This is a genomic window from Amnibacterium soli, assembly GCF_039544415.1.
Classification (GTDB): Bacteria; Actinomycetota; Actinomycetes; order Actinomycetales; family Microbacteriaceae; genus Amnibacterium; species Amnibacterium soli.
Window position 1 is genome coordinate 18,186 of sequence record NZ_BAABLP010000007.1, and the last position, 18,142, is coordinate 36,327.

General features: G+C 68.1%; 21 protein-coding genes and 1 pseudogene. 8 read left to right on the plus strand and 14 right to left on the minus strand.

The window, feature by feature from the left end; all coding sequences use genetic code 11:
• Positions 1-589: 589 nt before the first annotated feature.
• The 3 genes from ABEA53_RS15090 to ABEA53_RS15100 form a co-directional block, all read right to left on the minus strand.
• A complete protein-coding gene (locus ABEA53_RS15090) occupies positions 590-1,735 on the minus strand; it encodes a DUF4062 domain-containing protein (protein WP_345482130.1) in 1,146 nt (381 codons plus the stop codon).
• A gap of 230 nt (positions 1,736-1,965) precedes the next feature.
• Positions 1,966-3,021, minus strand: coding sequence for a DUF2971 domain-containing protein (locus ABEA53_RS15095; protein WP_345482131.1), 1,056 nt, complete (start codon positions 3,019-3,021; stop codon positions 1,966-1,968).
• Positions 3,018-3,593: a recombinase family protein gene (locus ABEA53_RS15100; protein WP_345482132.1), complete on the minus strand. Its 576-nt coding sequence runs from the start codon at positions 3,591-3,593 to the stop codon at positions 3,018-3,020. Before ABEA53_RS15100 ends, ABEA53_RS15095 begins: the two co-directional genes overlap by 4 nt.
• Before the next feature lie 267 nt (positions 3,594-3,860).
• Between ABEA53_RS15100 and ABEA53_RS16955 the strand changes: the two are divergent.
• A pseudogene (locus tag ABEA53_RS16955) lies at positions 3,861-4,085 on the plus strand (Brp/Blh family beta-carotene 15,15'-dioxygenase); the annotation flags it as partial.
• A 302-nt stretch (positions 4,086-4,387) separates the two neighbouring features.
• Here ABEA53_RS16955 and crcB read toward each other — a convergent pair.
• The 8 genes from crcB to ABEA53_RS15145 all read right to left on the minus strand — a co-directional run bounded on the left by crcB (position 4,388) and on the right by ABEA53_RS15145 (position 9,304).
• A complete protein-coding gene (gene crcB / locus ABEA53_RS15110) occupies positions 4,388-4,765 on the minus strand; it encodes a fluoride efflux transporter CrcB (protein ID WP_345482134.1) in 378 nt (125 codons plus the stop codon).
• Complete coding sequence (locus ABEA53_RS15115) at positions 4,762-5,163, minus strand: fluoride efflux transporter FluC (protein ID WP_345482136.1); 402 nt, start codon at positions 5,161-5,163, stop codon at positions 4,762-4,764. The genes crcB and ABEA53_RS15115 overlap by 4 nt, the downstream gene beginning before the upstream one ends.
• Before the next feature lie 175 nt (positions 5,164-5,338).
• Entirely contained in the window at positions 5,339-5,902 is a 564-nt protein-coding gene (locus ABEA53_RS15120; RefSeq protein ID WP_345482137.1) for a universal stress protein, read from the minus strand.
• Positions 5,899-6,117, minus strand: a complete 219-nt coding sequence (locus ABEA53_RS15125; RefSeq protein ID WP_345482138.1) for a hypothetical protein — start codon at positions 6,115-6,117, stop codon at positions 5,899-5,901. The genes ABEA53_RS15120 and ABEA53_RS15125 overlap by 4 nt, the downstream gene beginning before the upstream one ends.
• 487 nt (positions 6,118-6,604) lie before the next feature.
• Positions 6,605-6,916 (minus strand): hypothetical protein, encoded by a 312-nt coding sequence (locus ABEA53_RS15130; protein ID WP_345482139.1) that lies wholly within the window; start codon positions 6,914-6,916, stop codon positions 6,605-6,607.
• Positions 6,917-6,942: 26 nt separating this feature from the next.
• Entirely contained in the window at positions 6,943-7,359 is a 417-nt protein-coding gene (locus ABEA53_RS15135; RefSeq protein WP_345482140.1) for a cytochrome c oxidase subunit 4, read from the minus strand.
• Between the two features lie 209 nt (positions 7,360-7,568).
• A complete protein-coding gene (locus ABEA53_RS15140) occupies positions 7,569-8,150 on the minus strand; it encodes a uracil-DNA glycosylase family protein (RefSeq protein ID WP_345482141.1) in 582 nt (193 codons plus the stop codon).
• On the minus strand, positions 8,147-9,304 hold the full coding sequence (locus ABEA53_RS15145) for a TDT family transporter (protein WP_345482142.1): 1,158 nt from the start codon (positions 9,302-9,304) through the stop codon (positions 8,147-8,149). Before ABEA53_RS15145 ends, ABEA53_RS15140 begins: the two co-directional genes overlap by 4 nt.
• Positions 9,305-9,373: 69 nt before the next feature.
• On the opposite strand from ABEA53_RS15145, the gene ABEA53_RS15150 reads away from it, so the two are divergent.
• Together ABEA53_RS15150 and lgt are read left to right on the plus strand one after the other, a co-directional pair.
• A complete protein-coding gene (locus ABEA53_RS15150) occupies positions 9,374-10,297 on the plus strand; it encodes a LysR family transcriptional regulator (RefSeq protein ID WP_345482143.1) in 924 nt (307 codons plus the stop codon).
• A gap of 99 nt (positions 10,298-10,396) precedes the next feature.
• Positions 10,397-11,305, plus strand: coding sequence for a prolipoprotein diacylglyceryl transferase (gene lgt / locus ABEA53_RS15155; RefSeq protein WP_345482144.1), 909 nt, complete (start codon positions 10,397-10,399; stop codon positions 11,303-11,305).
• A gap of 142 nt (positions 11,306-11,447) precedes the next feature.
• Here lgt and ABEA53_RS15160 read toward each other — a convergent pair whose 3' ends face one another.
• On the minus strand, positions 11,448-11,867 hold the full coding sequence (locus tag ABEA53_RS15160) for a cytochrome c oxidase subunit 4 (protein WP_425550639.1): 420 nt from the start codon (positions 11,865-11,867) through the stop codon (positions 11,448-11,450).
• Positions 11,868-11,983: 116 nt separating this feature from the next.
• On the opposite strand from ABEA53_RS15160, the gene ABEA53_RS15165 reads away from it, so the two are divergent.
• The 5 genes from ABEA53_RS15165 (at position 11,984) to ABEA53_RS15185 (ending at position 15,762) form a co-directional block, all read left to right on the plus strand.
• Complete coding sequence (locus ABEA53_RS15165; protein WP_345482145.1) at positions 11,984-12,661, plus strand: hypothetical protein; 678 nt, start codon at positions 11,984-11,986, stop codon at positions 12,659-12,661.
• Positions 12,658-13,215: a sigma-70 family RNA polymerase sigma factor gene (locus ABEA53_RS15170; RefSeq protein ID WP_345482146.1), complete on the plus strand. Its 558-nt coding sequence runs from the start codon at positions 12,658-12,660 to the stop codon at positions 13,213-13,215. Before ABEA53_RS15165 ends, ABEA53_RS15170 begins: the two co-directional genes overlap by 4 nt.
• A complete protein-coding gene (locus ABEA53_RS15175; protein WP_345482148.1) occupies positions 13,212-13,835 on the plus strand; it encodes an anti-sigma factor family protein in 624 nt (207 codons plus the stop codon). The genes ABEA53_RS15170 and ABEA53_RS15175 overlap by 4 nt, the downstream gene beginning before the upstream one ends.
• Positions 13,836-14,153: 318 nt before the next feature.
• Entirely contained in the window at positions 14,154-14,741 is a 588-nt protein-coding gene (locus ABEA53_RS15180) for an RNA polymerase sigma factor (RefSeq protein WP_345482149.1), read from the plus strand.
• The gene (locus ABEA53_RS15185; RefSeq protein WP_345482150.1) at positions 14,710-15,762 is read left to right on the plus strand and encodes a CU044_5270 family protein; all 1,053 of its coding nucleotides are present in this window, start codon (positions 14,710-14,712) and stop codon (positions 15,760-15,762) included. Before ABEA53_RS15180 ends, ABEA53_RS15185 begins: the two co-directional genes overlap by 32 nt.
• Positions 15,763-16,209: 447 nt before the next feature.
• On the opposite strand, the gene ABEA53_RS15190 is transcribed toward ABEA53_RS15185, so the two are convergent.
• Positions 16,210-16,920, minus strand: coding sequence for a hypothetical protein (locus tag ABEA53_RS15190; protein ID WP_345482151.1), 711 nt, complete (start codon positions 16,918-16,920; stop codon positions 16,210-16,212).
• A 4-nt stretch (positions 16,921-16,924) separates the two neighbouring features.
• Entirely contained in the window at positions 16,925-17,935 is a 1,011-nt protein-coding gene (locus tag ABEA53_RS15195; protein ID WP_345482152.1) for a ComEC/Rec2 family competence protein, read from the minus strand.
• Positions 17,936-18,142 lie beyond the last annotated feature (207 nt).

Below are 18,142 nucleotides of genomic sequence, written 5' to 3' on the forward strand. Positions count from 1 at the left end.
TGCGCTCTGCCTGGGTCGTCGTTGCCACTCTCATGGCGATGACCGCGACCGTGCTCCTCCTTCTACCTCTCCCTGACGCGTGCGACGAGCCAGGGAACCTCGTTCTCTGCAACTACCGGGCCAGTGCGGCTGGCCTGACCTTCGCGCGCAACAGTCCCTGGCCGGTCATCGAAGCGCTAGTGGCGCTGGTTCTCGTCGCGCTCCTCGGCGCAGCCCTCGTTCTACACGGCCTACGGCGCGCGGGCCGACGCGGCGAGAGCTAGTAGGTCAACGCCAAAGAGCCAGGCGTCTCACGGGCAGGGTTTTGGGACGCCGCCCGAGGCCCGTCGTTGCGGACTTGTCTCACTGCCTGTCTCAGAAGTGCCGTCTCAGCAGGCTGCAACAAAGTCAGCAGTGAGACGTAGCCCGCTCGGCCGTTAACGATCGTTTCCGGCCCACCCCTCGAGCCCTCCAGGTTGGCCTCTGAAGTACGCGAAAGCTTGAGGCTGTCGTGGCCCCTTCGCCACTTAGAGGCGCTGCTGCGGCGGGAGTTGCGCTCGATCCCCGAGCTGGCTTCAGCTTCCCCTGGCCACTGCCGGAGGCTTGCTGGTCAGAGAGCTTCGAGTTCACCCTCGAGAACCACTGGCGCCGCGTCGGGGGCGTTGACGTAGGGGTTCGGCGGAGTCCACTGCAGGCGCAGGTGGCGGCGACCCGCATGGGTGGGACCGAGATGGAAACTATCGATGGTGTGGGCGTGCCCGTTCTCGAGCAGGTACTCGCCAAGCAGGAGTCGTACCACTGGCCGGAGGATGGAGTCGTCGATGTGCTGTCCTCGGATGGGCGCGAGGGGATCCGCTTCGCTCATACCGAAGCGGATGTTCTCGAGCAAGTTCGTGCCGAAGAGCACATCGCTGAGCGCGCGGCGTGTGTACTCGTCCGGGCCGATGTTGTTGATCGCCATTCGCATCACCCCGCCCTGCCGAGCCTGCTCGCGCAGTGTGATGCGCTCGAGGTGAGCCTGAGCTGACTGGGTGCTGCTGCTCATCGCCATGATCTGCACCGACTTTGCCTCCGCCGGCGACACGAACGGCAGGCTGCCGGACTTGCGGTCGCGATACTGCACGAGTTCGGCGTGGACCTGGCCGCTTCGAACCTCCGCCGTCACAGTGATCGTTGATCCGTCGCTGGTCAGTTCTCGTGCGCGGACTACGACTCGTCCGATGCGGACCCACGGGGTGAGGTCCTCGACCGCGATTTCGCGCAGCCGCTGCCCGACCCGATGCTCGAGCTCGTCGGCCGTGGTGAAGCTGCTGGTCGTATAGAGGTTGCGTGCCCCGGCGATCAGGTCGCGCTGCGACCCGTCCATCTCTGCACCATCGAAGCCGCGAGTGAAGATCGCGATGCGGGTACCGTCCGCCTCGGCCTCCCGGAACTCGGCGTGCGTCGCGCTGTAGCCGTTACTCAGTCGCACCCCATACCGCTCGGTGAAGACGCCGACGTAGACGTCCGACCGGTGGACTCCAGCGAGGTAGGCCTGATCAGCGCTGACGTCCTGACCGCCCAGGTCCTCGAACATCACCGGCTGAGCGCCGATCGCCTCAATCGCGGTTCGAGCAGCAGCGCGCTCGGCCGGCAGGTCAGTGATGAGGCTTGAGACGAAGACCTGCCGGCCGGCACCCCACTCCAGCAGTTGCTCGTTCGAGAGTGGAAGGGCAGCCGACCTTGCGTCGATCAGTAGCGGGCGGGCATCGGTCACGGGCCCAAGTGCAACACAAGCCTCGGACGTCGTCCCGCTTCCTTGATTGTGAAGTGGTTAGCGGTTGGCCACAGCTGCCGATCCGCACGGGCGCAGTTGATGTCCCGGATCAGGTCTAAGCAAAATGCCGAATCCTGGGCTGATGCGCGGCGAGACGGTCGCGTCGCTCACATGCCCGCGTCGATGGCTACGGCTGTGCGGGTGGAACCCCAGGTTGGTACGCGCTGCGGTCAGCCCCGGCCGAGATAGGGGATGCTCGAGGTGATGACGGGGACGTGGTTGTAGCCGCGTGAAGTCAGCAGACGCTTGACGATGTCGGCTGTGCCACTGCGGCAGCCTGGCCCGCAGGTGATTGCGGTCAAGGGGAACGGGGCGTCATCCTGATTGACTGGCTTGCTCGGATCCAGCAGCCCCAGGATTGTGTAGGGGATCACCCGGCCGCCGGCGGTCCGGAAGCGGACCTGCTGGTCGGTCGCGCCGCCCACGTAGCGGACCTCTCTCTCGTCCACGAACGCCGGATGCTTCATCACCAGCGGGATCACCGACAGCATCAACCGAGTCGAGCTGGCTGCTCTGCTGCGGTCCTCGAGTGAGACCGGCTCGCCATCGACTCCGCTAACCATCGCGCCGTTCCACAGCAGCGCGTCGCGCGCTTGCAGCACTTGGGCCGGCCGGTCGTAGATCACCGGGTACCAGTTCGGGATCACCGGGGTGAACATGGTCGGTAGTCCAGTTGACGATGGTCGCCCGTCCTCAGCTAGCACGGACCGTGTTCCCCACCTGCCGGTCGTGTCAAAGCTCAGGGCGAAGCCGTCAGCATTCGCGTAGCCCTGCCACTGATTGAGCGAGTCCCCGTCCTGACTGGCCGAGGTGACGAACACCTCGCTCTGCATCCGTTCCACCCAACCGTCGTCCACGATCTCGTGCAGTAGCTCGAGCGCGTGACCCGGCAGCAACTGCTCTTGCTCGAGCTGCGCCAGTGCCTCGCGAACGATCGCGACGCCGTACTCAACCTCCGACTCGTCGTTGAGAACTTGCGGAGCGGAGGCCCAGATGTGGTTGCTCTCCAAGATCCCGAGCAACCCGTCAGCGGTCGTGTAGTGCCACACGTTGGACCTGACCGAACCCGGGAAGCCCGGGCCGCTCATTTTTGCCATCACGGCCGAGAGGATGTCCTTGGACCCGACCGGCGCCGATGTCGCGGTCCCCTCGTCTGCAGACGGCTCCGACTCGGCGGGGCGATTGGACGCCCGCTCCTCCTCGGCGCCGGAGATTCCGCCACTCATGACAGACGGGCCAGGTGTGCGTACAGCGTCGCTCTGGAGACACCGATCGTCGCCGCAATTGTGGACTTGGGACGCCCCTCGGCGAGCATCCGCCGCGCGACGGCGAGTTTGTCCGCGGTCATCGAGGTCGGACGCCCACCGAGGCGGCCGCGGGCTCTGGCGGCGGCGAGGCCGGCGAGGGTTCGCTCGCGGATCAGGTCGCGCTCGAAAGCGGCTAGCGACGCCAGCACGCCGAACAGCAGCCGACCGGCAGGGCTTGTGGTGTCGATTGCCTCGGTGAGCGAGGCGAAGCCCACGCCGCGTTCCTCGAGTGCGGTGACGGTCTGGATCAAGTGACTGGTCGACCGGCCCAGGCGGTCTAGACGCCACACGACGAGGGTGTCGCCGGGCCGCAGCTGCTCGAGCAGAGCCGTCAGCTGTGGCCGCTCGGTCAGGGCACCAGACGCCTGATCGGTGAAGATCCGCTCGACCCCGGCAGCCTTCAGTGCGTCGTGCTGCAGCGCTGGGTCTTGCTCGAGCGTCGACACTCGCGCATACCCGAGCCGGTAGCCCCTCGGAGTCGAGTCGGTCATGGCCCGACTGTATAGAAACCCATCAAGCAGGTCGACACCTCATCGAGAGTTTCCGACACGAGTTTCTGACGCTCGAGCATCCGGCGAGTCGTGTCGGGTGGGGGAGTGTCTCAAAAAGGATCGCAATCCGACACTTCTGCAGCAGTCGAACCCGTGTTCGCCATGCATGTCGTCCTGGGGCGCTGATCACCGTTGATCTTCTTCTCGCGCAGCGGCCTGGCAACAGTCAGAGCTGCCGCAGCGTTCGATGCCGTCCCGATCCGCCTTATGGCGGCAGCGGTCCTCGTCACCGTCGTAGTGGCGCACCTCGCTGTCCGACACCGACGGCATCGAGCGGTCGGTGCGCTGCTCGTCGAGCTCACCGTGCTGAGCGTGTTCTTCTCCGCTGTCCCGCCGGTACTCGCCGTCGGGCTCTACTTCACCTTCTGGCACGCCATTCGACACATCCTCCGCTTGGAGCTGCTCGACCCGACCAGCCGGGCCGCCCTGCAGCGCGGCGGTCTGCTGCAGCCCTTCCGACGCTTCAATAAGGACGCGCTGCCCCTGACACTGCGCGATTGGCCTCCTAGTCGCCGTCGCCCTCGCCGTGCACCACGCAGGACTCGGCACCTACCTGCTGCTCATCGCCGCCCTCACCACACCGCACACTGCGGTCGTCGTGTGGATGGATCGACGCCGCGCCGCAAACTAGCGCCGACCCGATATCCCGTGACTCGCCTAGTGCGACTGGCCTCCCGGCGAGGTGCGCACAACCGGAAACGGATGCACGTCCCCAGCGAGCTGCGCGACCGTGATCAGATCGCTGCTCCGAGGGCGTCGGCCGCTGCAGCCGCTGCGATGCAGAGCGTCAGCATTCCGGGGCCGTTGATGAGTGCCGCGGTGAGGCGGCGCTGCTGCAGCAGTCGCACGGTCTCGTAGCTGGCGGTGCTGAAGGTGGTGTACCCGCCCAGTAGTCCTGTGCCGAGGATCGACTGCCAGGCCTCGACCAGGTGTCCGCTCCGAGCGAGGCCGGTGAGCAGGCCGAGCAGCAACGACCCGGACACGTTGATCGTCAGGGTGCCCCAGGGCAACCGAGTGCCGAGTCGTGTTCTGAGCGCCCCGTCGATGAGCAGGCGTGCGGCAGCGCCGACTCCTCCCGCCGCGCAGACCGCGATCACACCGAGGGCGGTCACCGGTCGGCCTTGGTGAGGCTGCCGCACAGGATCCCGGCCCAGGACGCCACTGCGCCGCCGAGCACCGTGATCACGGCGTAGAGCACCGCTGTGCCGGTGGCGCTGTCGGTCAGCAGCACGGCGGTCGCGGTGGCCAGCGAGCTGTAGGTGGTGAACCCGCCGCAGAACCCGGTCCCGAGCAGGAGGCGGGCGAGCCGACGGCGCCCTACGTCCGGTCCTCGCCGGGCGAGGGCGTCCAGGAGGAGGCCGAGCAGGAACGCACCACTCAGGTTGATCAGCAGGATCGCGACGGGGAACTCGCCGCTGCTCGGCACGAGCAACGACACGCCTTCCCTGGCACCGGTGCCGAGCACACCGCCGAGCGCGACCACGGCGAGGAACGCCGGCTGCAGATGCACGGCCACACCCGGGACGGCTCGACCAGCGGCGTCGCTGTCGACCGGTTCCCGGTCCAGCTCGGGCGAGCTCACGCTGCTGACTCCAGTGCCAACCGCTCACCGACGACCTCAGAGTCCGCGACGCATCGCATGGCCTTGCGCCTGACGTAGCGGATACCACCCGTGAGGAGATCGGTCATCGATCGATCGACTCGTGATGGGCACGGCGTCGAGACCCGCCGTCGAACAGGGCGGTCGCATTCCGCGGGACGACGAGCACCGGTCGGCGCTGGTGGCGGATGAGGTGGTCGGCGACCGATCCGGTCACAAGATCCCGGACGCGATCAGTGACGCCGTGACCGCTGGCGCCCACGCCGATCAGTGCCGCCTCGAGGTCGTCAGCGACCTGAGCCAGCGCGGAGGCAGGATCGCCCGTGACGACGCGGAGCGTCCACCGTGGGATCTCCCCGGGAAGGACCTGCTGCAGGCGCGTCTCGACGCTGTGCGCTGGGAAAGGCACGTCGTCAGCGTCATCCGGGTCGTTCGGCGCCTCGACGGGGTTACCGTCGCGATCGGTCGTCGTGTGCCGGGTCTCGTCGACAGCGGCGAACACGAGCTCGGCGCCAAGGCGCTGAGCGAGATCAGCTGCGACTCGTGCGACGGTGTCGGCCGCATCGACACTGAAGCCGACCACGATCAGAGGCAGCGGTGCGGTCAACGCTCCACTCTCCACGGACGGCTCGGGGGTGAGGGTGGTCACGGTGCGACGACCCGAGCCAGCCGGGTGTACGTGGGAACGTCACCACTGCCCGAGACCCTCCGCCAGGCGCCTGGGTAGTGCGGCGAGGGGTCCTCGATCACCAGCGGGGGCAATGCGGCTCCCTCTGGTGCGGCAATCGTGATGACGGTCTCGTCGTGCGGGCCGAGAGAACCGGTCAGCAGTCGGATGGTGATCGTGCGGTCGGTGTCGTTCATGTCGAGCTCCTGAAGAATGAATGGGCGGTTATGCGCGGAGGGGAACTTTCGGCGAGCAGTGGAGAGGCTCCGGCCCGTCTCGAGCGTTCGGGTAGGGGCGCATGCCGCGCCGACCTGCGGTCGCGCGCGAAGGGCCGCGAGAGGGAACGGTCGTGATGCGCAGGTCCGCGGAGTGAGACAGGTCGTGACCGAACGGGTCAAGGCACGGGTGCTCGGCTGCCCGCGTCTTGGCGAACGCGAGGAGGCGTTGACCGGTCTTGCGTTCCATTGGTCTCCTACCGTGAAGGGCACAGAGGTGCCGTCTGGTAGGGACTGTTGTCGGCTGATCGCCGAAGTTGGGAACGGTGAGACCCACCACCGTGCGCGCTAGCGCCTGCTCAGTATGTGCCCGAACTGGTGGATTTGCCAGGGCGGTGTGTGAGTCGGACCGAGCACGCGCCTTCTTCGCGCGGGTGTGTTCCGAGCGTGCTGGTCGCGGTCGGGTGGTTCACGTGAGTTGCTCGAGCGCCTGGACCCGGTCGAAGACGCGATGGATGACCGGATGGGCGGTCGGTGTGCTGCCGCCGGATGCTGCGACCTCATCACGCGCGGCGGTGCAGAGTGAGGCGAATTCCTCGTCGGTGCACTCGAGGTGCCTTAGGGCGAGCCACTGACGGAGGAGCGGTTCGACGTCATGGTGGGTGATTGCGGTATCACCCCATACCTGCTCGGCGATGCCCGCGATCTGGTCGGCGCGCGCCGCGTCTTCGGCGCCGGCCATAACGGGGAAGTGGATCGGTGCTCGCTCGTGGTGTCGCATAGTGCTCCTTTGTGTGGACGGCCGCTTCATCGGGCGTGGTAGCCGCGGTAGTACTCGTAGACCCAGCCGACGATCGCGATGAGGAACACCGCGACAGCGATGGCGAAGAGCCAGATCCCGATTGCGAGACCGGCGAAGGCGAGGGCCGCTGATGTGGCGAGGACGAGGGGCCACCAGCTGTAGGGGCTGAAGAAACCCAGCTCCGGATCACCGTCATCGATCGTGGCCTCGGGGCGGTCTTCAGGCAGGCTTCCGCCCTGGTTCCGGGCGGATCGCGCGAGGAAGAATCCGATGAGCGCGCACATGGCGACCAACAGGGCGAAGGCGACGGAGCCCACCCATTCGATGCGGCCGTAAGTGGTGAGGTTCCAGAGCGTGTAGGCGCCGGTCAGGACAACAAAGAACATGCCGAGCACGCCGAACAGCACGATGTTCACTCGCATGAGGTGAGCTCCTTCCGAGGCACTCGGTCTCCTCCGCGGTCGCCGCGGGCGTACGGTCGACTTTTCCGCCGCGGGAGTCGAACCGATACGGCGTCTTGCTTGTCCGGGCACAACGTCGAGCTGTCCGGCTCCGCTGTGTGTTCGGATCCTTGTCCGAGAGATGCGTTCTGCTGGGGTCGCTGCGGGCCGGCTCGAGGGTTCCTGCCGGGTCAGAGCGCGGCGGGCCCCGTTGCTCTACGTGCTAGGCGCAGCGCTTGCACAGCGCGGCGGTGTTGCTCGCTTCGGTGTGCGCCGTTGGCGGGGGAGGGGTGCGGTACTGCGATGACAGGGACTAGCACGGCGTCCTCGTCGAGGGTGAGGTGACGCATGACGCCGTCGAGCGCGATCGTGCCGAAGGTCACGATGGCGCGCAGCTGTGGGAGGTAGGTCAGCAGTTCGCCGAGTGCGATCCGGCCCGCTTCCACGTCTCCGCGAGTCGGTCGGCCTGGCAGCGCCCACGGGATGAGGTTCCAGCGGAGCGTGGCCTCACGGGCAAGCCGAGCCTCAGTTCTGGCACGGCGCAGCGCGGCTGCGGTGGGGCCCGGGTTGTCCTCCGAGCAGACGGCGCGCTCTCGCATCGCGATGGTCGACGGGCCCGGCGACTCCATCAGCAGGAGCACTGTGCTGGCCGTCCCTCCCGAGTCGGGGTCGAACCCCGGGACGAACCGTGCCATCCCGTCCGGTGATGTGCGCCAGCGGACGGCGAGGTGATTCAACTCCTGGATCTGCCCCGACGCCACCGACCCGGTCATGCCGCCTTGGGTGGGGCGAGGAGGGTGCCGCGGATGACGGAGCCGTGGAAGGTGCGGGTTGCGACGGTGAGCCATGCGGCGACGAGGCCCACGTAGTAGGTGACGGCGAGGACCTGCACGGCGACCAGGCCGGAGTGGAGGGCGAGGCCGTTGAGGCCGGTGACGACGGTGCCGACGGGGAAGGTGAAGGACCACCAGGTGAGGCTGAAGGGCAGGTGCTCGCGGGCGGTGCGGATCGTGATCAGGCCGGCGATGGTGGTCCAGAGCAGGGCGAAGCCGAGCATCGCGAAGCCGTAGACGAGCGCGACGACCAGCAGCCCGTGGGCCATTGAGGCGCCGACCGCGATGGCGGCGTTGCCGGCGAGGAGGTTCACGGCGGTGATCGACTGTCCGACCGGGCCCAGCACGATCCAGAGCGTCGGGACCATCGCAGCGGCGCCGATCTTGTGCTGCGAGAGCCGGTTCCAGATCAGGGTGATGACGACGATCGAGGTGAGCAGGCTGAGGCCGAACATGCCGTAGCAGGCCCAGAGCAGCGTCTCCCGCGCCTGTCCGGCGGCGGCGTACGGGAGCAGCAGCGCGCCGGTGGAGGCGGACACCATGGGCGGGACGATGGGCATGAGCCAGCCCCCGAAAGCCGCGTCGGGCTTGTTCTCGTGCCGGGTGAAGGCGAGGTACGGGACGAGGACTGCGCTGCCCAGTCCGAGGATGGTGCCGATGGTCCAGAGGACCCAGTCGATGCCGACGGCGGCGGGCAGGCCGATCCAGTCCTTGCCGAGCAGCAGGGTCCCGGCCCCGACGGTGAGGATCGCCATCGGGGGAGCGCCGTAGAAGTGCGAGATCAGCGGGTTCAAGTGGTGCCGACTCGCGGTCGCCCGGTAGCGGACCCAGTGCAGCACCGTAGCGATCGTGAGGGCGACCAGCAGGACGGCGGCGATCGCCCACACGATCGTCGCGCCGGTGCGCAGGCCCGGGAACTGCAGCGGCAGGCTCGCCGCGGCGTTCGCCACGATGCCCGTGCCCATGATCGAGGCGAACCAGTTCGGGGTGAGATTCGAGACGATCTGCCCGGGATGCTCCAACTGCTGGAAGAACCGACGCCCGGGCGCGGCGTCCGCGCCCGTGTTCGGGTGAGCGAGTGTCGAAGTCGGCATCCGATCACTGTGCTCCCCAATCCACTCGCGCGATACGGGCCGTTCATTGGGGGAGCACAATGTCTCCTTGTGGAACGTCGTCGGTTCGTGGACGGGCTCGTGGATCTCGTCACGTTCGAGCTGCTCGAGCAGGTCGCCGACCTCGGCACCGTCACCGCCGCGGCGGGGGCGATGGGCATCACCCAGCAGGCGGCGTCGGCTCGGCTTGCTCGCGCCGAGCAGGCCCTCGGCGTGCGTCTCGTCGCCCGAGCCGTGACCGGGGCCACCCTCACCGAGCACGGCGGCATGGTGCTGGAGTGGGCCATGCCGGTGCTCGAGGCGGCGCGGCGTGCGGAGACCTCACTCGAAGCGCTCCGCAACCACGACGCCTCCATCGTCATCGCGGCCTCGCAGACGATCGCGGAGTACCCGCTGCCGGGATGGCTGCAGACGCTGCGTGCGACCAGTCCCTCAGTCCGAGTTCGGCTGCTCTCCGGCAACAGCGCCGAGGTCGTGGAGCTGGTGCGTCGAGGAGCGGCCACGGTGGGGTTCATCGAACGTCCTGAGGTCCCGCAGGACCTGCACTCCGTGCAGGTCGGCGGCGATGAGCTCGAGGTCGTGACCGCACCGGATCATCCGTGGGGCGGGCGAACCATCTCGCCGGAACAGCTGGCGAGCACTCCGCTCGTGATCCGCGAGCACGGCTCGGGAACACGAGCGACGCTGGAGGCCTGGCTGACGCGCGAGGGACGAAGTTTGAGCGTGCCCGCGGCGGAGCTGACCACCGCATCCGCGATCAGGGCCGCAGCGCGCTCCGGAGTCGCACCCGCCGTGCTGTCGATCCGTGCCGTCGAGGACGACCTCGCCGCCGGGCACCTCGCCAGGACACGAGTCGACGGACCCGAACTCCACCGGCCCTTCACGGCAGTATGGTCCTCAGCCGCGCTCGACCCGACCGCGCGCCTCCTGATCGACACGGCGACCGCGGCCGAAGCTGCGCGCTCTCATCGCTGACGGCGACCTGGTCCTGACGGTCATCACGTCCCAGTCATCATGCTGCGGCGTACCGTCGAGACGAGCCGCACCTGGTCGGCAGAGGAAGGACGCAGTTCGATGAACGCCGTCGTCTGGTCGATACCGAGCCCGCCGTCGGCGTGGGCGGCGTTCCAGGTGGGCCCGCTAACGGTGCACACCTACGCCCTGTGCATCCTCACCGGGATGATCGCCGCGATCCTTATCTCCGGGCGACGGCTGGCCGCGCGAGGGGTGCCAGCGGGCTTCGCGGTCGATGCCGCGATCTGGGCGGTCCCGTTCGGGCTGGTCGGCGCCCGGCTCTACCACGTGTTCACCCACACGGGGGACTACTTCCATGCCGGGGCGAACCTGTGGCTGGTGTTCGCGATCTGGGACGGCGGCAACGCCCTGTACGGCAGCCTAATCGGCGGCGCGGTCGGGGCGTGGATCGCCTGCCGTCGCGCCGGAGTGCGGTTGTGGACGTTCGCCGATGCGCTGGCACCTGGCCTACTGATCGCTCAGGCGGTCGGCCGGCTCGGAAACTGGTTCAATCACGAGCTATTCGGGCTCCCCACGACGCTGCCGTGGGGGCTGCAGATCGAAGCGTCGAACCCGGCGATCCCAGCCGGCACCCCAGCAGGCACCCTCTTCCAGCCGCTGTTCCTCTACGAGCTGCTCTGGAACCTGATCGGAGCGGGCCTGCTCGTGCTCGCCGGACGCCGCTTCCGGCTGCAGTGGGGGAAGGTGTTCGGTCTGTACCTGATCTGGTACGGCATTGCCAGGGCCGGCCTGGAGGCCATCCGCCTCGATCCGACCTCCGACCGGCTGTTCGACATCCCGGCCAACGACTGGGGCTCCTTCGTCGCCATCACTCTCGGGGTGCTGCTGTTCGCCGTGCAGACGCTCCGGCATCCGGGACCTGAGCCGTCGCCGTACTCCCGGCCGCCTGCAATCGCCGACGCGGGCGGTCACGACGAGCAGAGTCTTGAGCCCGCTGCGCGACGCTGAGGGTCAGCCGGTAGCAGCTCGTGGAGTGTGCTCGGCGGGGAGATGAGCTACGGGCCAGGCGAGGTAGCTGCAGTCGACGCTCCCTCCTCCCTTGGAGGGAACGAGCCGCCAGCGAATGCTTGATGTGTGCTTGCGGCTCAGGTCAGTGGGCGAAGTATCCGCGGTAGTACTCGTAGACCCAGCCGACGATCGCCACGATGAACAGCGCGAACGCGATGAAGGCGATCCATGTGCCCACTGCGAAGCCGAGGAACCCGAGGGTCGCGGACCCGGCAAGGATGATCGGCCACCAGCTCCACGGGCTGAAGTGCCCGAGTTCAGGGTCGCCGTCGTCGATCGCGGCGTCGAGGCGGTCCTCCGGGAGTGGGCCGCCCTGCGCTCGGAACGACCTGTTGAGGTAGAAGCCGATGAACAGCGCCAAGACGGCGACGAGGCCGAGAGCGATCGAGCCGACCCACTCCACGCGACCGTAGGTCAGCAACGCCCAGCCCACGTAGGTTCCCGTGAGGATGATGAAGAAGATCCGTGACAGGACGGCCCGGAACTGCCGGCCTGGCTGCAGCTGCCCGATCCCGTCCGGGTGGTGGTGAACCGGATCGTGGCTGGCTGCGTACACCTGGGTAGGTGCCGTCGAGACGAGCGGTACCCGATCCCGAAGACGAGAGCGAGTACCCCCGCATGAATCGCACCCGACGCACCCTCCTCGGCGGAGCCGCAGCCCTGACCCTGATCGGGCTGGCCGCCCCGGCCGCGCTGGCCGCCCCGGCCGCCCCCGCCCACAACACCCACCATCCCAAGCACGCACCGGTGGGGGTGCGGATCCTTACGCCCACGCCGGGCTCGAACGCCGGCAGCGGCGGGAAGGGGTGGATGGTCGACCTCGTGGCGGTCTACCCGAGCCTGAAGGCCTCCGGCTTCACCGGCCCGCAGCTCACCGGGCCTGCCGCGCACGCCAACACCGCCCCGTTCCCGGGCGCGTTCTCCACCGGCGCCGATGAGCACCTGCCCGGCCTGGTCGTGCTCGGCTCCACCACCAACTCGACCCTGCCCGGCTTCACCGGTCCCGGCACGAACCTGGCGAACCTGTTCAACCTCACCTCCCAGATCGACACGCAGAAGCACTTCGTCGCGATCCAGGACACCTGGATCGTCGGGGCCCCGATCCTCGGCTCGAACGTGAACACCACCCTCACGGTCGCGATCATCAAGGACCGCAACCACGACGGGATCTACAACGACGCCCCCGCCACGGTGCCCGACGCGAACCACGACGGCCGCATCGACGCCGCCGATCTGCGCGCTCTGGGCGTGGTCGGCGGGATCCAGACGGTGCGACTGCACCTGGCCGGCGAGTGAGCCCCCGTGGAGCGGCCGACGACCACGACGGTCGCTCCACGGACCAGCCCGCAGACCGCTCCGCGGACCGGCTCGGGCGGCTCTACGACGCCCATGCCACCGCGGTGCTCGCCTTCGTCCGCCGCTACGTCCCCGATGCGCAAACCGCCGAAGACCTCACCCAGGAGACCTTCCTCCGCGTCTGGAACCACCTCGACCGCCTGGACGACACGGGCAACCCACGCGCCTACCTGATGACCACCGCCCGCGGACTGATCACCGACCGGTGGAGACGCAACCACCACGACACCCCCGCAACCGCGGACCAGCTCGAGCAGCTGCCCGCCACCGGCGACGACCTCGACGCCGCGCTGACCGCAATCCTGGTCACCGAAGCCCTCGGACGCCTCACGCCCGAGCACCGGTCGGTCGTGCAGCTGCTGTTCTACGACGGCTGGACCGTCACCGAGACCGCGACCCTGCTCGCGATCCCCGCAGGCACCGTCAAGTCCCGCAGCTACTACGCACTCAAAGCCCTCCGCACCGCCCTCGATGAACTCGGAGTGACCCGATGACCGACGACGAACCGCACCTGCTGCTCGGCGCCTACGTCCTCGGCGGCCTCACCAGCCACGACCGAGCCCGCTTCGAGGACCACCTCACCAGCTGCGCGCGATGCCGGAACGAACTCGCCGCTACCGCCGGGATCCCGGCCCTGCTCCGCCTCACCGCATCCACGACTGCCACCGGCGTGGACGTTCCCATCCACACCGTGTCGCGGCGCCGAGCGCATCCCCGTCGACGCCGCATCGCGATAGCCGTCGTTGCCGCAGCTGCGGTTGCGGCCGTGGTGACGGTATTCGCGCTGCTCGGCCCCGGCACAGCGCACCCGGATGCGACCTTCACCGCGACCGGCCGCACCGCCGTCTCCGGCAGTGCGGTGTTCGAGCCCAAACCGTGGGGCACCGCGATCGAACTCGACCTCGCGAACCTGCCCCGCAACGGCACCTTCACCCTTCAGGTGCGCAGCCGCACCGGGACGACAGAACGCGCCGCGACCTGGTCTGGCACCACGCGAGCCCGCATCCAGGTGACCGCAGCCACCTCCATACCGAGCAGCGACATCGCCGCACTGCAAATCCTCACCACCGCACCCGGCAGCCGCCCCATCGCCGACGCGGACCCCGCGACCTGACCACCCCGCCTCTACCAGCCAGGGGACACCTGCGTCCGGCGCAGTCCGAGCCCGCGGCAGGCGCCGCCCAGCGCTGGGCACCTGCAAGACCCGGTTCAACCTCCGCCCTCAACAGCGTCTGAGCGAGTGTCAGAAAGCCGTGTCAAGAATGAGGCAGCAGTTTCTGGACACTGCCGGGCTGACACGAGTTTCTGACTGTCAAGCGACGGCTGTCCAGAAGAGGATCGGTTTCTGGCCGACGAGTCCGAGGGCGGGCGTGTCCCTCGAGTTGGGGGTGCTTGGCCGTGAAGGCTTCACGCTGTGGCGACCAATACAGGTATGACCACAGACAGCGAAGTGATCCAGCGCTCGAGGGACAGTCCTCGCGCGTTCGGTGACCTCTTCCACCGACACCACGTTGCGGTGTACCGGTACGTCGCTCGGCGGGCCGGCGCTGAGACGGCCGATGAGGTGATGGCCGAGACATTCCTGGTGGCGTTCGAGCGGCGTGACCGCTTCGATCACGCCTACTCGGACGCGCGCCCGTGGCTGTTCGGCATCGCGACGACTCTGCTTGCCGCGCACCGGCGTCGGGAAGCGCGACACCTGAACGCGCTTGCCCGTGCCTCCGAGCGGGAGGACGACGACGGTGGCCTCGGGCAAGTTGCCTCTCGCGTCGATGCCAGCGCGGACGTGCGCCGCATCGCCGCCCGCGTGCGCGCGCTATCCGACGGTGACCGCGACGTGCTGCTGCTGCACGCGTGGGCGGACCTCACCGCTGAGCAGATCGCAGCCGCCCTCAACATCCCAGTCGGCACCGTGTGGTCCCGGCTGTCCCGAGCACGAAAGGCCCTCCGCGAGACCGCGGGCGGCAGCACTTCCAAGGAGACTGATCATGGACGAGTTGACTCTGCTGCGACGGCTTGACGCCGGCGCCCCGGACCCGAGCCGGCAGACCGCGACGGACGCATTCACGGCGCTCGAGCAGCGGATGGCGGCCGCTGAGCACGCCACCCGGGCACACATCGCACCGCGCCGCCGCCGGACTATCCGACTGCGCTGGGCTGTCCTGACAACGGCGGGAGCGGCCGCGTTGGCCGTCGCACTCGTGCTGACCGACACCATCGGCGTCGCTGGCATCCGCCCCGGAGCTACGGCGCAAGCGGCCGAGCTGCTCAACAAGGCCGCGGACACGACCATCCGTACGATCGACCCGACCGTGGGGCCTGGCCAGTACCGGAGGGTTGTCTTCCGCAGCGTGCACCAGGTCGACGGGGGCAACGGCAAGATCGAGGGCGTCTACTCGATCCACGAGGACCGCACCACCTGGATCCCGGCTGACCCGAACAACGAGTGGTTTCAGGTCCGCTACCCGAGCCGCTCCGCCGGGCAGTACTTCACCAAAGACGCTAAGCAGCTCGCTGAGTACGACGACCGAATGAGTAGCAAGGTGAAGCCGCAGATCCTGCACGGCAAGGCCGCGAACTTCTTCGGCGGACAGCAGCAGACCACGCCGGCCGACGTGAACGGGCTGCCGCGCGATCCTCGCGTGCTGCTCAACCACATCTATCGCGTCACCCTCGGCACCGGGAACTCGCCTGACGGCGAGGCCCTCGTGTTCATCGCCGACACCCTGAACACCGGGTTCGCCACCGCGTCCACCCGGGCCGCGCTCTTCCGAGCAGCTGCGCTTATCCCCGGGGTGACCCTTACGGCGGGCAGCGCCACCCTCGACGGCACCACCGGCGTCGCAATCGGTCGCGTGGAGCCGAAGTACGGCATCCGGCAGGACCTGATCATCGACCCCGCTACCGGCGAAATGATCGGCGAGCGGGAGGTCGCCACCCGCGACCTCCCGGACGGTACCGGCAAGGCCGGCGACACGCTCTCCTGGAGCTCTGCCACCACCACAATCGTCAACGAGGTCCCAGCCCAGTACCGGCGATGACCTCTGCGGTGGAGTAGGCGGACAGCCAGCCTTCACCTCGCGATCCAGCACTGAACGACGAGGGCGACCGGCTCGACCGGCCGCCGTCGTCTCATCACGACGTCAGCATGTGATGCGAGACGCTCATCCGCCAGCTCGCGAAGTGTCTCGCAAGCGACTCCTGCAGGGACGAGGGAGGGAGACCGCTACAAGACACGGTGACGAGACGCTCGAGCACGGCGCGGCGCGGCCCCTTGTCGTCTCGCGGGGGAGTGTCTTGCTACTCATCGATTGCGAGACGGAGGGATCGAGGCGCAGTGCGATGGTGATCGACGGCCCACGCACACCTGCGACTCCGTTCTCGTTGCGAGCAGGAAGGTGAGCAGCTCTAGGCGGTGAGGAAGTAGGTGTTGCCGGTACCGGCGGCGTCCACCGGTACCGGCAACTTGTTTTGCAGAGACGGAGGGCTTAGGCGCTGCGATCGGGAAGGTCAGCGGCATCGAGGAGCGCGGCCGCGTACTTGTCGGACGCGCGCCGCGCGTAGTCGCCGGTGAAGGTGAAGAGCCAGACGCCGATCCACGCGACTGCGAAGAGGCTCACGACGATCGGCCGCCAAGCGTCGACCTGTAGAAAGCCTACGTACCCCAGCAGGCCGGTCACTGCGGAAGCCATCCCGATTAGTGCCGCAAAGGCGATCCCGGCTCGGCGCAGTCCAAACACGTTCCGGGCGAACCCGTACGCGATCAGCTCCGCCCGCACCCGAGGATATTTGTCCACGTCTCGGGTTTTCTCTCGAAGGCGTCTCACGGCTCGCTCGTAGGTGCGGATTGCCGCAGCGGGGTCGGCTTGCTCGCTGCCGCGGGTCGGTAGCTCGATGCCGCTCATCACCTGCACTCGCCGGTGCTCCTCGGCCAGCCTGGCGTCGTCCGTCGAGGTGGCCCACCGCATCCGCAGCGCGGTCGGATTACCGCCGAGACGGGCCCAGACCCTGTCCTGCCGGGCCCGCCCGACGTCGGAGACCTTCACCATCACCGCGACGTGCAAGCCCGCTGCGACCACCACGAGCACGACGGTGCGCACCCACGCCGCGAGATCGAAGAACACCACGATGCCGACTGTCCCTGGAAGCAGCGCCAGCAGGGCGGGGTAAAGCCTCGCGGTGCGGGAGTAGCTGTCCACGGGCCTAGTCGACCTCGAGCCAGCCGAGGGGGGTGAGGGTCACCCAGCCGAGGCGGGCGGGGGCGTTCCTGGACCAGCGGATCGTCTGACCACGGGTGGGGCTGACGCTGTAGCCGCGCCGCTTGAGGGCGTTGGCGACCTCCGAGCGGGGGAAGTCCTCTGCCTTCTTTCCGACGCTGACGAACGCGGTGCCGGTCTGCTGGCCGCCGATGGGGCCGAGCAATCGGTTCGCGGTGTCGGTGTTGAGGTTGTGCCGGCTGCCGTGATGCGGGACGTCGAAGAAGTCCGGGTAGGAGCCGTTGACGCCCAGGCTGCTCGCGGTATCGTCCGCCGCGATCAGGGCCGGTACGCCGGCGTCCCCGGTGAGGATCGCGCGGTACCCCTCCACCTGCACGTCCAGCACGATGCTGCTGTTGTTGCGAGGCGTGGTGCCACCGTTGTCGGTGAAGTCGCCCTCGCCGGGATCCGTCGTTCGCGACCGAAGCGCCTTCGACATCGCCTCCAGCAGACCGCCCAGCACGCGGCCGGCCGCCGCGCGGACGCCGGTCTTCTTCATCTGGGCCTCGAGCTGCTCCAGGTAGAACGCCTTGGTGGGGCCAAGGATCGTGATCGCGTCGAAGAAGGTGCTGCCCGCGTAGGCGTCGGTGATCACCTGCGTCCCGTTGTTCTCGGCCACCTTGATGAGGTCGTTCACCGCGCTGGCGGCGACGTCGTCGCTCGTGTACCCGTGCTCGGAGGGCCGGTGAATCACCAGGGTCATCACGTCCAGGGCCTCGATCACCCCGGTCAGGCCGTTGATGTGGTCGGCGTCTGGGTGCGTGCACACCATGAGGTCGACTCGCGAGGTGCCGTAGTACTGCTCTATGTGGCTGACGATCGCGTCACTTGTGGTGACGAACCCGCCGTCGATCACGACGACGCGCTCCGTGGTTGTTCCCGGCTGGGTGAAGTGGCAGAGAAGCGCGTCCCCTGTGTTGGTCTCTTCCCCGACGGGGATGAACTCGATCTCGATCATGACGGTGGAACCGTCCTCTCCGATGGTGGGCACTGGCCCTCCATCTCTGGGGTGGCCCCGGAGGAGGAGATGAGACTGGTCGTCTCAGCGGATCTCGATACGCTGCAAGGGACTCGTGTAGTCACTCGCCGCGCCTCCGGGCCGGCGTAGGCCTGGTCTCCCGTTGCCGCGGGAGCCAGGCCGAACTTTTTGTGCGGGACTAGGTCA

What these genes read in the sequence shown, in the direction of transcription:
- ABEA53_RS15095 (WP_345482131.1), bottom strand. Translation starts at nt 3,021, where the DNA reads ATGAGTGGCGGAATCTCCGGCGCCGAGGAGGAGCGGGCGTCCAATCGC.
- ABEA53_RS15100 (WP_345482132.1), bottom strand. Translation starts at nt 3,593, where the DNA reads ATGACCGACTCGACTCCGAGGGGCTACCGGCTCGGGTATGCGCGAGTG.
- ABEA53_RS15125 (WP_345482138.1), bottom strand. Translation starts at nt 6,117, where the DNA reads ATGAACGACACCGACCGCACGATCACCATCCGACTGCTGACCGGTTCT.
- ABEA53_RS15130 (WP_345482139.1), bottom strand. Translation starts at nt 6,916, where the DNA reads ATGCGACACCACGAGCGAGCACCGATCCACTTCCCCGTTATGGCCGGC.
- ABEA53_RS15135 (WP_345482140.1), bottom strand. Translation starts at nt 7,359, where the DNA reads ATGCGAGTGAACATCGTGCTGTTCGGCGTGCTCGGCATGTTCTTTGTT.
- ABEA53_RS15140 (WP_345482141.1), bottom strand. Translation starts at nt 8,150, where the DNA reads ATGACCGGGTCGGTGGCGTCGGGGCAGATCCAGGAGTTGAATCACCTC.
- ABEA53_RS15145 (WP_345482142.1), bottom strand. Translation starts at nt 9,304, where the DNA reads ATGCCGACTTCGACACTCGCTCACCCGAACACGGGCGCGGACGCCGCG.
- lgt (WP_345482144.1), top strand. Translation starts at nt 10,397, where the DNA reads ATGAACGCCGTCGTCTGGTCGATACCGAGCCCGCCGTCGGCGTGGGCG.
- ABEA53_RS15165 (WP_345482145.1), top strand. Translation starts at nt 11,984, where the DNA reads ATGAATCGCACCCGACGCACCCTCCTCGGCGGAGCCGCAGCCCTGACC.
- ABEA53_RS15175 (WP_345482148.1), top strand. Translation starts at nt 13,212, where the DNA reads ATGACCGACGACGAACCGCACCTGCTGCTCGGCGCCTACGTCCTCGGC.
- ABEA53_RS15180 (WP_345482149.1), top strand. Translation starts at nt 14,154, where the DNA reads ATGACCACAGACAGCGAAGTGATCCAGCGCTCGAGGGACAGTCCTCGC.
- ABEA53_RS15185 (WP_345482150.1), top strand. Translation starts at nt 14,710, where the DNA reads ATGGACGAGTTGACTCTGCTGCGACGGCTTGACGCCGGCGCCCCGGAC.
- ABEA53_RS15195 (WP_345482152.1), bottom strand. Translation starts at nt 17,935, where the DNA reads ATGATCGAGATCGAGTTCATCCCCGTCGGGGAAGAGACCAACACAGGG.